Here is a 12,546-nt window from a genome sequence, read left to right as displayed (position 1 = left end):
TCAAGCCTCCACCAACGAGAAAGCCGGCACCGCATGCTCGCGCGGCAGCAGCACCGATTGCACCGCGACAACCTCACGCGCCGCCTTGGTCACTCCACCGCCACCGGCCGGTCCGTTGGTATACAGCGTCTCGACCTCGTTGCCGATCCGCAGCGCTTCGTCGAGCGACGCGGTGCGACCCGCGACGCGCACGCGCACTTCATACGGCTCGCCATAACCCACAGCCGCCGTCTCCCCATGCAGCGAATTCACACCGATCAGATCGAAGCGCAATTCGCGAGTCGCGATACCGGTCAACGCAAGCCGCTCACGCACGATCTCCAGCGCAAGCCGCGCACGCGCGACCGCGCCGGGGCCCCCGTACGAGATCTGCCCTTCGCCGATATAGCCATCGAAATACGCAACCGACACCTTCAGCGTCCCGGTCCGCTCGCTTCCCTGCCCGCCGCTCACCCGCACGCGATCCGGCGCCTGCTGTTCGATCCGCACCTGCGAAAAATCGGCGACCACGTCCGGCTGCAAATAGCGGCGTGGATCGTGAATCTCATACAGCAGCTGTTCCTTGCAAGTCGCCTCGGTCACCTGTCCGCCGCTTTGCGCGAGCTTCGTGATCACGACCGAACCGTCGCCCGCGACTTCGGCGATCGGAAAACCGAGCCGCGCCAGATTCGGCACGTCCTTCATACCTGGGTCTGCGAAATAGCCGCCGGTGATCTGCCCCGCACACTCGAGCAGATGGCCGATCACAGTAGCCTGCCCAAGCGTCGACCAGTCATCCATGCGCCAGCCGAATTCGTGGATCAGCGGCGCAACGAACAATGACGGATCGGCAACGCGCCCGGTCAATACGATCTGCGCGCCGGCCGCCAATGCATCGACGATTCCGCCGGCACCCAGATAAGCATTGGCGGAAATCAGCCGCTCGCGATAGTCGCCGACCGCGTCACCCGATTCGACGAACTGGAACTCGCCGGCGCTCACGACGTCGAGCACGTCGTCGCCGTTCACGGCGGCGATCTTCAGCCCGGTCAGCCCCAGTTCGCGGGCGATCTCAGCGGTCTTGCGCGCCGCCGCGAGCGGGTTGGCCGCGCCCATGTTCGAGACGATCCGCACGCCGTTGCGCGCCGCCGCCGGCAGCACAGCGCGCATCCGCGCTTCGAGCAACGGGTCGTAGCCGAGCGCCGGGTCCTTGCTGCGGGCCTGTTGCGCGATCGCGATCGTGCGCTCGGCGAGGCATTCGAACACGAGGTAATCGAGCTGGCCGTGCTCGGCCAGTTCGAGCGCGGGCTCGATGCGGTCGCCCGAATAGCCGGCGCCGGCGCCGATGCGCACGACGCGTTGATCAGTGACTGTCATGCTGGTCAAATCCGTTCAGTGGTACTCAGAGAGGAAAGATCCCGAGCACGACGCAGGCAATCGTCATCACGATCGATGCGCCGAACAGCAAGGGAAAAGTGAATTTCTGATGATCGGCCAGATCGATCCCGCACAGGCCGACCACCAGAAACGTGGCGGGCGTCAGCGGACTGACCGGGAAACCGGTGGTCATCTGGCCGAGCAGCGCGGCCTGGCCGACGTGCACCGCGGGCACGCCGAGCTGGCCGGCCACTTCCGCGATCACAGGCAGGACCCCGAAGTAAAACGAGTCGGGATCGAACAGCATCGAGAGCGGCATCGACAGCAGCCCGAGCACGACCGGAATATGGCTGGCCATCGCCGGCGGCACGAAACCGACCGCGGCCTGCGCCATCGCCTTCAGCATCCCGCTGCCCTGCATCACGCCGGTAAACACGCCGGCCGCGAGCAGGATGCCGGCCATCATCAGCGCGGCGCGCGCATGCGCGTCGATCCGTTTGCGCTGCATGTCGACGTTCGGGTAATTGACCATCAACGCGATACACAGCCCGACCATGAACATGATCGCGGGCGGAATCTTCTCGCCCATCACGACCATCGTGCCGAGCACGACCAGCGTCAGCACGATGTTGAACCAGAAATTACGCGGCCGGCGCAGCGCCTGCTCTTCGGGCGTCAGTTCGCGTTTTGGCATCGGGATCGAGCCGGCCGCCGCGCTCAGACCGAGGCGCTTTTCTTCGCGCCGGCCGAGCCAGTAGGCCATCGAGAACACAAACACGAGGCCGATCGCCTGCACCGGAATCAGCGGATTGAACAGCGCCGAGATCGGCAGATGCAGCGACGCCGACGCACGGATCATCGGTCCGGTCCACGGCAGGAAGTTGATGCCCGCCGCCATCGATACCGCCGCGGCCAGCACCCGCCGATCCATCTTCAGGCGGTCGTAGAGCGGCAGCATCGCCGGAATCGTCACGAGGAAACACACCGCGCCGGAGCCGTCGAGGTGAATCAGCAGCGCGAGCAGCGTGGTGCCCATCACGATGCGCGTCGGTCGCGTGCCGACCGCGCTCAGGATGCGGTCGATGATCGGATCGAGCGTGCCCGCGTCGGTGATCGTGCCGAAGTACAGGATCGCGAACACGAACATGCAGACGACCGGCGCGAGACTCTTCAGCCCGTCGAGCACGAACTTGCTGGTGTGCAAACCGAAGCCGCCGAGCAGCGACGCCGCGAGCGGCACGATGATCAGCGCGACCAGCGGCGACATCCGTTTCGAGAGGATCGCGCCGAGCAGCACGACGATGGTGGCCAGCCCCAATAACGGCAGCATGTGTTTGTCTCCAAGGTTGTTTTTTAGTGGGATCGAGCGTAAGTTCGGCGCAGCGATAAAACAATTGAAATGAATTGATTGCAGCAATTACGAGCCATCATGGATCTGAATCTACGGGACATCCGCGCGTTCATCGCGGTCGCGCAAACGGGCAGCTTCACGCGCGCCGCCACCCGGCTGCATCTGTCGCAACCGGCGCTGACGGTGCAGATTCGCCGGCTCGAGGAGACGGTCGGGCTGCGGCTCTTCGATCGCAACAGCCGCAACGTCGCGCTGACGCCGACCGGTCGCGAGCTGTTGCCGGTGTTGCAGAAATCGCTGCACGACATGGAGCACGTACTGCTCGACGCGCGCGCGCTCGGCGAAGGCGCGAGCGGCACGGTGCGAATCGCGTGTCTGCCCACCTTCGCGGCGAGCGTGCTGCCGGAACTGGTGCAGCAGCTCAGAAAGAGCGTGCCGAGGGTCGGCTTCGACGTGCGCGATGTCGTCGCGAGCATGGTCAATACGCTGGTGCGCAACGAGGAGGCCGATATCGGGCTGACGGGCGGCGAGCTGAACGACAGCGGGCTCGAAGTGCTGCATATGAGCGTCGACCGGCTGGTCGCGGTGCTGCCGAAGCAGCATCCGCTCGCGCGGCGGCGCCGGCCGTTGAAGCTCGTCGATCTCGCCGCCGAACCACTGGTGCTGACCGCACAGGGCACCAGCGTGCGCGCGGTGGTCGATCGCGCGTTCGCCGCCGCGCAGTGCGCGCAGCGGATCGCCTGCGAGCCGACTTACATGATGAGCGCGGTCGCGATGGCGCGCGCCGGGCTCGGCGTGACGATCCTGCCGGCGTCGGCGCGCGAGGTGCGCGCGGAGCCCGAGCTGGTCGCGCGGCCGATCGACGAACCGGCGTTCACGCGGCACATCGCGCTGATCCGCAAGCGCGGCCGGACCTTGCCGCCGGTGACCGAAACCTTCGTCGGCATGCTGATCGAGCGGCTCGGCGGCGACGACCGCATCGAAGCGACGCCGGCAACGTGATACAACAGCGGCTGCCGCATCCGCTCGCAACGCCGTGACGCTCGCCGGTCCGCGCATGCCGGCGTCGTGCCGGCATCATGCCGGCGCTCATCGGCATGAAGCACCGCCCGATCCCGAACCGCTACCCGCTATCCGGAGCCCGCCATGCAGCCCTCCCCGCAGCAGCACGACGACACCCTCGAACATTTCGCCGCGCACGGCGCCGCGCCGCTGCCGCCGGCCGACGCGAGCGGCCATCTCGACCACGACGGCGCCCGCATCTGGTACGCGACGTATCGCGCGCAGAGCGGGGAAGGACCGGACCAAGACACCAACGCGGGCACCGGCACGGGCACGCCGGTGATCCTGCTGCACGGCGGGCTCGGTCATAGCGGTAACTGGGGCTATCAGGTGCCGGCGTTGGTCGCCGCCGGGCATCGGGTGATCGTGATCGACAGCCGCGGCCACGGCCGCAGCACGCGCGACGCACGGCCTTATAGCTACGAGTTAATGGCGTCGGACGTGCTGGCGGTAATGGATACCCTGCGCATCGACAAAGCCGCGCTGGTCGGCTGGAGCGACGGCGCGTGCGTGTCGTTGGTGCTGGCGTCGCGGCAACCTGAGCGCGTCGCGGGCGTGTTCTTCTTCGGCTGCAACATGGATCCGGGCGGCACCAAACCGTTCGTCATGACCGACGTGATCGAGCGCTGCTTCAGCCGGCATTCGAAGGACTACGCGAGCCTGTCGGCAACCCCGCACGACTTCGACAATTTCGTCGCCGCGGTCAGCGAAATGATGCGTACGCAGCCCAATTACACCGCCGACGACCTCGCGCGCATCGCAGTGCCGGTCGCGATCGTGCAAAGCGAGCACGACGAGTTCATCAAACCCGAGCACGCGGACTATCTGGCGCGCAGCATCCCCGGCGCGCAGTTGATCGGGTTGCCCGGCGTTAGCCACTTCGCGCCGCTGCAACGGCCGGCGCAGTTCAATCGGGCGGTGCTCGATTTTCTGCGACGGATCGGCGGCTAAGGGCCGCCTGACACCGCTCCCCTCGTTCCCGCCAAACGCCCCGCTCGCGGCATAGGGCCGCACATTACCGATTCACACGCCGAGCGGGACCGGTAAATTTCGCGATACGAAACGTTGCCGCGCGTCGTAAAAAATCATGTTGCGTGGCACAAATCGGCCATTTCACGATGTCGCCCCACGTTGCACATCGCAAAATGACCCTCGCAACACACTGTTTTTAAAGCAATTTATTTCAGCCAAAGAAGTGTTTGATGCCCCTTTGCAGGCCGTGTCGCTGACGTAGACTCTTTCACAAGAGCACGCGCTTCACGCAGTCGGATTCGCGGGGGTCACCAGCAAGGCCCGCCCAAATCCCACAGATTGCAGCGAAGCCGTCGCAAACCACGGTTTATCGATTGGCAACTTTCTGGCAACTGGGAGACGACAAATGAAAGGCTTTCGCTTTGGTTCCACGCAAGGTGCGTTCTACATTCTGCCGGGTCAGGACGGCTGGGCAGCCACCTACGGCAACGAGACCCTCGGTGAATTTCCAAGCCCGCAACAGGCCTGCGACGACCTCGCCCGCGGCCTGAGCTGCGAGCATCTGTCCGAGCTCGATACGTCGACGCTCGAGATTCCGGAAAAGCTCGCCGACTGGGAAATCGTGCACGTGTAAGGACAGGAGATGACCGATACGCACGTAGACGAACCTTCCGACGTACAAACGACAATGGCGCCTCGCGGCGCCATTGTCGTAGTTACAGCCCTGCTCGCTGCCGGGCTGAATGCGTTGCTGCGGGTTTATCGCGTGTTCACCGGCTCACGCGGCCCCCAGGCCTCAGGCCAGCGAGTCGACGATCGCGTTCAGCGTCGCGCTCGGGCGCATTGCCTTGCCGGTCAGTTCGACGTTCGGGCGGTAGTAGCCGCCGATGTCCACCGGCTTGCCCTGCGCCGCGCCGAGTTCGGCGACGATCTTCGCCTCGTTGTCGGCCATCGCCTTCGCGACACCGGCGAACTGTGCCTGCAGCGCAGCGTCGTCGGTTTGCGCGGCCAGTGCCTCGGCCCAGTACATCGCGAGGTAGAAGTGGCTGCCGCGGTTGTCGATGCCGCCGACCTTACGCGCCGGCGACTTGTCGTTGTCGAGGAACTTGCCGGTCGCCTGATCGAGCGTTTTGGCCAGCACCTGCGCCTTCGGGTTGTGGTACGTGTTGGCCAGATGTTCGAGCGACGCCGCCAGCGCGAGGAATTCGCCGAGCGAGTCCCAACGCAGGAAGCCTTCTTCGACCAGCTGCTGCACGTGCTTCGGCGCCGAACCGCCCGCGCCGGTTTCGAACATGCCGCCGCCGGCCATCAGCGGAACGATCGACAGCATCTTCGCGCTGGTGCCCAGTTCCATGATCGGGAACAGGTCGGTCAGGTAGTCGCGCAGCACGTTGCCGGTGACCGAGATCGTGTCCTTGCCGGCACGAATGCGCTCGACCGAGAACTTCGCCGCTTCGACCGGCGTCATCACGCGGATGTCGAGACCGTTGGTGTCGTGGTCCAACAGGTACTGCTCGACCTTCTTGATGATCTGCGCATCGTGCGCGCGCGCCGCGTCGAGCCAGAACACGGCCGGCGTGCCGGTCGCGCGGGCGCGGTTCACCGCGAGCTTGACCCAGTCGCGAATCGGCGCGTCCTTGGTCTGGCACATACGGAAGATGTCGCCCTCTTCAACCGCCTGTTCGAGCAGAACCGTGCCGGCTTCGTCGGTCACGCGGACCACGCCGTTCGCGGCGATCTGGAAGGTCTTGTCGTGTGAACCGTATTCTTCGGCCGCTTGCGCCATCAGGCCGACGTTCGGCACCGTGCCCATCGTGACCGGGTCGAATGCGCCGTGCTGCTTGCAGTCTTCGATCACCGCCTGATACACGCCCGCGTAGCAGCGGTCCGGAATCACCGCCTTGGCGTCGTGCAGCGCGCCGTCGGCGCCCCACATCTTGCCCGACTCGCGGATCATCGCCGGCATCGACGCGTCGACGATCACGTCGCTCGGCACGTGCAGGCTGGTGATGCCCTTGTCGGAGTTGACCATCGCGAGCGGCGGACGCTGTTCGTATTGCGCCTTGATATCGGCTTCGATCGCCGCGGCGGTGTCGGCCGGCAGATCCTTCAGGCGTGCGTACAGATCGCCGATACCGTTGTTCGGGTTGAAGCCGACCTTCGCGAGCGCGTCCGCGTGCTTCGTGAGCACATCCTTGTAGAACACCGAAACCACGTGGCCGAAGATGATCGGGTCCGAGACCTTCATCATCGTCGCCTTCAGGTGCACCGAAAACAGCACGCCGTTGTTCTTCGCGTCGGCGATCTGCGCTTCGATGAAGCTGCGCAGCGCGTTCTTGCTCAGCACCGATGCGTCGATGATTTCGCCCGCCTGCACCGGCGTCTTCGCCTTCAGGACCGTGGTCGTGCCGTCGGCGGCCGTCAGTTCGATCTTCACGCTGCCGGCTTGCGCGACCAGCGCCGACTTCTCGCTGCCGTAGAAATCGCCGCCGTCCATGTGCGAGACGTGCGACTTCGAGTCCGCGCTCCATGCGCCCATCTTGTGCGGATGCTTGCGCGCGTAGTTCTTCACCGACAGCGGCGCGCGACGGTCCGAATTGCCTTCACGCAGCACCGGGTTCACCGCGCTGCCCTTGATCTTGTCGTAGCGGGCCTTGACGTCCTTCTCGGCGTCGGTCGTCGCGACGTCCGGGTACGACGGCAGCTTGTAGCCCTGGTCGCGCAGTTCGGCGATCGCGGCCTTCAACTGCGGCACCGACGCGCTGATGTTCGGCAGCTTGATGATGTTCGCTTCCGGGCGCGTGGTCAGGCCACCGAGCTCCGCCAGATCGTCGGAAGCCTTTTGTTCCGCGCTCAGGTAGTCGGGGAATGCCGCGATGATGCGGCCGGCGAGCGAGATGTCGCGCGTTTCGACGAGCACGTCGGACGAGCGCGTGAACGCCTTGACGATCGGCAGCAGCGAGTAGGTCGCCAGTGCGGGCGCTTCGTCGGTCAGGGTGTAGATGATCTTGGACATGATTGGTGCTTGGCCAGGTAGTGTTAGACAGAGCGTTGGCAATCGGAGCCAGCGCAAAAGCGCGCCACGGCGGCGGCTACGGCGTCCGGAAAGCCGACGCGCCCCCGCGTTTCGTTTTGCGATAAGACCGAGAGTATATGCGCGTTTTCCACTAAATGTGGCTAAACAAACAGGTCCACAGCCCTATGTCAAAGGGGTCGAGCCCCGCCAGGCAAGGCTTTGCGGCCGTTTAACCCGGTCTTAGAACAGATATCTTATAGATGACTTGGCCAGACTCAATTTTGGATAAATGAGAATTGATCGCATTTTGCGATGTACGCGGGCGTGGTCATGCGCGTGCTTCGCGCGCGGCGGGTTCGCGCGGGGAATCCGCCGCGGCGCCCTGATCCTGGTCCTGAGCGAATTCCTGCATCGGCGCAGCCGCCGGACGACGAACCAGCGTCCACAGCAGCGCCGCGCCGAGTAGATCGCCGAAGCCGAGCGCGACGAAAAACGGCGTATAGCCGACGCGGCTCACGAACCAGCCCATCGTCAGCGTGAACGCGAAATTGCCGAGCCCCGCGACCAGCGCAGCGAGCCCGGTCACGGTGCCGACCTCGCGACGCGGGAACAGATCGGCCGACATCGAGATGACCGCGATCGACAGCGCCTGATGCGCGAAGCCGCCGAGGCACAGCAGGAACACCGCCAGCGCCGGACTGCGTACGAAGCCGACGCCCGCCATCCCGATCATCAGAACCGCCGCGAGCGTGAACGCGATGCGCTTGCCGTCGACGATCGGCACGTCGAAGCGGCGCTTGAGCCACGCGGACAGCGGGCCGCCGACCATACAGCCGAGATCGGCGGCGACGAACGGCAGCCACGCGGTCAGCGCGATCGCCTTCAGGTCGAAGCCGCGCGCCTGATATAGGTACAACGGCATCCAGTAGACCAGCGTGCCCCACAGCGGATCGGCGCAGAAGCGCGGCAGCGCGATGCCCCAGAAATTGCGCTGTTTGAGGATGTCGACGACTTTCGGCCCCGAACGCGGCGACGCGCGCCGCGCGTGTTCGTCGCTCACGCCGATATACGCGGCCTCCTGCGTGGACAGCGCCGGATGCCGGTCCGGATTGCGGTAAAACGCGAACCACAGCACGACCCACGCGAGCCCCAGCGCGCCGACGATCATGAACGCAACGTTCCAGCTGTAGTGCAGGATCGACCACGCGATCAGCGGCGGCGCGAGAATCGCGCCGGTCGACGTGCCGAGGTTGAACACGCCCGCCGCGGTGCCGCGCTCGTGCGGCGGAAACCAGTACGCGGCCGCGCGCATCCCGCCCGGAATGAACGCGGCTTCGACGAGTCCGAGCAGCGCGCGCAGCACCAGCAGTCCGACCCAGCCGGACGCGAAACCATGCGCGAAGCAGATCAGCGACCAGCCGAGCCCACACAGCAGAAAGCCGAGCCGCAAGCCGGCCCGGTCCATCAGATAGCCGGTCAGCGGCGCGCCGAGCGGATACATGACGAGAAACGCGGCGGTAATCCAGCCGTATTCGTGAGTGGAAATATTCAGGTGATGCAGCACCGTCGGCGCGGCGACGCTCAGCGAACTGCGCGCCAGATAGTTGGTGATCGTGCCGAGCGTCAGCAGTCCGATCATCCACCAGCGCAGGCCTTTCACCTTCATCGTCATCGATTTCCTCGTGTGTCTCGCGCGTTTTATGCGGCGCCGGCGCGGACGTGGCGCGCCTTTACGCTATTTGGGCCAGCCGATATTATTCAGAAATCGATATAAAACGTTACCCGTACCAACGCTACCAATGAAAAAGGGTGCCACCATTCGCGATGTCGCGGCCGCCGCCGGCGTGTGGTCGCAACCGTCTCGAAGTACATGAATGGGACCCAGCGCTTCACCGCGGCCGTCGAAGCGCGGCTCAAGGAAGCGATCGCGCGACTCGGTTACCGCTCCAATCCGCTCGCGCGCTCGATGATCACCGGCCGCACCCGCGCGATCGGTCTGGCGATTCTCGACATCAGCAATCCGCACTTCACCAACCTCGTCAAAGGCGCGAATCGCGTCGCGATCCAGCACGACTACACGCTGCTGCTCGTCGATACCGAAGAGAACCCGCAGCGCGAGCAGACGCTGATCGAATCGCTCGCACAGCGCGTCGACGGGATGATCGTCAGTTCGCGGATGCCCGACGACTCGGTGCAATGGCTGCTCGATCTCGGCAAACCGGTGGTGCTGTTCGGGCGCGGCGCGCGTTTTCCGGTCGCAAGCGTCGGCACCGACAGTTGCCTCGCCGGCTATATGCTCGCGAATCATCTGGTGAAACTCGGGCACCGGCACATCGCGTATCTGGGCTTCGGCCGCTCGCGCTGGAACGACGAGCGGATTCGCGGCATTCGCAACTGTCTCGACGAGTACGGGCTGGCGCTCGACATTCACGATGCGGCGAGTCCGTCCGCGGCGGGTGGCGAGCGCGCGTGCTCGGCGCTGGTGCTGGGGCCGAAGCGGCCCGATGCGGTGATCTGCTACAACGACCTGATCGCGCTCGGCTTCATCAAGCAGGCGCGTGAGTTAGGGCTGCAGTTGCCGCGCGATGTGTCGGTGGCGGGTTTCGATAACGTGCCGTATGGGGAGTACACGGCGCCGGCGCTGACTACGGTGGATTTTCAGAGCGAGAAGATGGGCGAGCTTGCGATGACGAAGCTGCTCGATCAATTGCACGGCAACGCTGAAACGGCGGCGAGCTATTCGTTGCTCGATCCGCGCCTGGTGGTGCGGGAATCGACGGTGAGGCGGGAAGTTGCGGCGGGCGATGCCGCCGCGGCCGGTGATGCGCGCACGCGCAGGCATGAGAGTCGGATGCCGGCGGCGGAGTAACGCCGGAACGTACGCGTTCGCTGTTCTTCTAAATCTTGTACGGGACCCGCACGCCGGGTTCGTTCGCGGGAAAATCCTTCGTATTGCGGGAAACCAGCAACAGGGAATTGACCTGCGCGGACGCCCAAACGATCGCGTCGGGCAAGCGGATTCGCTTTTGCTTGCGAAGCTCGACCGCCCGATTTGCGATCGCGCTGTCTAGTGGAATGACCGCAAAGGAACTGAGCCACGCGCGAATCGCATCCTCGTCGTCCGCCGTCGTGCCAACGAGAACTTCCATCCAGGTGATCGTACTGATAGCCCGATAGTCGTAGCGCGCCAGTTCCTTCTTCGCCGCGCCAACACCGCCAAGGTAATCGATCAGAATGTTGGTATCGAACAGGGCCTTCACCATTCCGCGCGAAGCTCCTGCTGGTATTCAAGGCCGTCGACTTTTTTGCTCTTCCACAGTCCGAAAACTTCCGCCCCGTGCGCTTGCTTGTGATTCGCGATATATGCGTCGATCGCGTCGCGGATGATAGCCGCACGGGAACGGTGCTCGGTCTCCACTACGACCGCCAACGCTTCGACCTGCGCATCAGGCAAGTCAATAAGGATTCGACTCATTTGCACCCTCCATCAACGATATACATATCATATATCATGATACATCCTTCCGCAAACAGATGTCAGATCCAAATGACGCGCGTCAGTTCGGCGCGCTCAAACGTGCACCGACGCATGCATTTGCTCCAACAACGCAGCGGGAAGCGGGAAGCCGGACCGCCGCGCAGTTGCCCCACTTCTGAATTTTGAGTTTCATCGCCTGCTCCCCATGTGGACCCGCAATAAATACGTGCAACCGGAACAGATCGTTGTTCGCAAGTACATTGGACCACACGTGAGCGTTGCAACTATCGAAAGACGCACCTTCATTCCGACACCAAACTTGCACAGCGGGCAGCGCAAGATTGAGGTCCGTCCCCGTGAATCGCTAGTGATCAGCGGCGGCTTACCCCTCCCGCCCCAAAAACTCCACCACCATCCGGTTGAACTTCTCCGCATGCTCCCACTGCGCCCAGTGCCCGCAGCGCGTGAAGATATGCATGTCCGCATTCGGCATCCCGGCGACGAGGCGCAGGCCCACGTCCATCGGCACGAAGCGGTCGTCGCGGCCCCAGATCACCAGCGTCGGCGCGGTCACTTCACCCAGGCGCGCGTTGAAGTCGTTGAACTGCTTTGGATTCGCGGCGAGGCTCGCGACGAAGTTCTCCAGGTGATCGCGACGCGCCAGCATATTGTCGAGCCGTGCCTGCATCAGGTCTTCGGTCAGCGCCTTCGAATCGAACACGAACACGCTCATCATGCGCTGCAGGTTCTCGATCGTCGGATTGCGGTACAGCCCTTGCAGCAGCTTGATGCCTTCGGTCGGCATCGGCACGAACTGGCTCGGGCCGCCGGTGCCGCCGCCCATCAGCACCAGCTTGCCGACCCGCTGCGGCTCGGCGAGCGCGAACGCGACCGCGCTATGGCCGCCCATCGAGTTGCCGATGATATGCACGCGCTCGAGCCCGAGCGCATCGAGCAACGACTTCAGCGAGCGCGCGTTCAGCTCCGAGCGCGAACCCTTGCAGACGATCGGATCGCTCTTGCCCCAGCCGAAGCAGTCCATCAGGATCACCCGGTAGCCGGCCGCGACCAGCGGCTCGACGTTGCGGTTGAAGTTCGCCCAGCCGGTCGCGCCCGGACCCGAGCCGTGCAGCATCACGACCGTTTCCGCCCCCTGCCCGGCGTCGTTGTAATGCAGCTGCATCTCGCGGCCATCTTCGGTAATCCGAACGAACCGGCTGGTCGCTTCTTCGGTAATCGCCACTGCCTGGGTGTTGGTGTTGCTCATGTCGAATTCCTTTCTGTCACGGGTTGAGTGAGCGGAGCGCCGTC

10 protein-coding genes and 1 pseudogene are annotated in these 12,546 nt (G+C 64.4%); 4 read left to right on the top strand and 7 right to left on the bottom strand.

The window, feature by feature from the left end; translation table 11 throughout:
- Together LJ656_RS09340 and LJ656_RS09335 are read right to left on the bottom strand one after the other, a co-directional pair.
- Positions 1–1,356, bottom strand: coding sequence for an acyclic terpene utilization AtuA family protein (locus LJ656_RS09340; protein ID WP_230509000.1), 1,356 nt, complete (start codon positions 1,354–1,356; stop codon positions 1–3).
- A gap of 25 nt (positions 1,357–1,381) precedes the next feature.
- On the bottom strand, positions 1,382–2,686 hold the full coding sequence (locus LJ656_RS09335) for a CitMHS family transporter (protein WP_230508999.1): 1,305 nt from the start codon (positions 2,684–2,686) through the stop codon (positions 1,382–1,384).
- Positions 2,687–2,785: 99 nt separating this feature from the next.
- Between LJ656_RS09335 and LJ656_RS09330 the strand changes: the two genes are divergently transcribed.
- The 3 genes from LJ656_RS09330 to LJ656_RS09320 all read left to right on the top strand — a co-directional run bounded on the left by LJ656_RS09330 (position 2,786) and on the right by LJ656_RS09320 (position 5,375).
- Positions 2,786–3,709: a LysR family transcriptional regulator gene (locus LJ656_RS09330; RefSeq protein ID WP_230508998.1), complete on the top strand. Its 924-nt coding sequence runs from the start codon at positions 2,786–2,788 to the stop codon at positions 3,707–3,709.
- Positions 3,710–3,853: 144 nt separating this feature from the next.
- Positions 3,854–4,720: an alpha/beta fold hydrolase gene (locus tag LJ656_RS09325; RefSeq protein ID WP_230508997.1), complete on the top strand. Its 867-nt coding sequence runs from the start codon at positions 3,854–3,856 to the stop codon at positions 4,718–4,720.
- A gap of 427 nt (positions 4,721–5,147) precedes the next feature.
- On the top strand, positions 5,148–5,375 hold the full coding sequence (locus LJ656_RS09320; RefSeq protein ID WP_230508996.1) for a hypothetical protein: 228 nt from the start codon (positions 5,148–5,150) through the stop codon (positions 5,373–5,375).
- A 162-nt stretch (positions 5,376–5,537) separates the two neighbouring features.
- On the opposite strand, the gene LJ656_RS09315 is transcribed toward LJ656_RS09320, so the two are convergent.
- Together LJ656_RS09315 and LJ656_RS09310 are read right to left on the bottom strand one after the other, a co-directional pair.
- On the bottom strand, positions 5,538–7,757 hold the full coding sequence (locus tag LJ656_RS09315; RefSeq protein WP_230508995.1) for an NADP-dependent isocitrate dehydrogenase: 2,220 nt from the start codon (positions 7,755–7,757) through the stop codon (positions 5,538–5,540).
- 328 nt (positions 7,758–8,085) lie between these two features.
- Entirely contained in the window at positions 8,086–9,429 is a 1,344-nt protein-coding gene (locus LJ656_RS09310) for an MFS transporter (RefSeq protein WP_230508994.1), read from the bottom strand.
- Positions 9,430–9,556: 127 nt separating this feature from the next.
- On the opposite strand from LJ656_RS09310, the pseudogene LJ656_RS09305 reads away from it, so the two are divergent.
- Positions 9,557–10,536: pseudogene (locus LJ656_RS09305) on the top strand (LacI family DNA-binding transcriptional regulator); the annotation flags it as partial.
- A gap of 118 nt (positions 10,537–10,654) precedes the next feature.
- Here LJ656_RS09305 and LJ656_RS09300 read toward each other — a convergent pair.
- The 3 genes from LJ656_RS09300 to LJ656_RS09290 form a co-directional block, all read right to left on the bottom strand.
- On the bottom strand, positions 10,655–11,020 hold the full coding sequence (locus tag LJ656_RS09300; protein ID WP_230508992.1) for a type II toxin-antitoxin system VapC family toxin: 366 nt from the start codon (positions 11,018–11,020) through the stop codon (positions 10,655–10,657).
- Positions 11,014–11,232, bottom strand: a complete 219-nt coding sequence (locus LJ656_RS09295) for a ribbon-helix-helix domain-containing protein (protein WP_230508991.1) — start codon at positions 11,230–11,232, stop codon at positions 11,014–11,016. Before LJ656_RS09295 ends, LJ656_RS09300 begins: the two co-directional genes overlap by 7 nt.
- Before the next feature lie 385 nt (positions 11,233–11,617).
- Entirely contained in the window at positions 11,618–12,502 is an 885-nt protein-coding gene (locus LJ656_RS09290; protein WP_230508990.1) for an alpha/beta fold hydrolase, read from the bottom strand.
- Between the last annotated feature and the right edge of the window lie 44 nt (positions 12,503–12,546).

This window comes from Paraburkholderia sejongensis (assembly GCF_020880815.1).
GTDB classification, from domain to species: domain Bacteria; phylum Pseudomonadota; class Gammaproteobacteria; order Burkholderiales; family Burkholderiaceae; genus Paraburkholderia; species Paraburkholderia sejongensis.
This window is presented reverse-complemented; position numbering and strand designations above follow the sequence as displayed.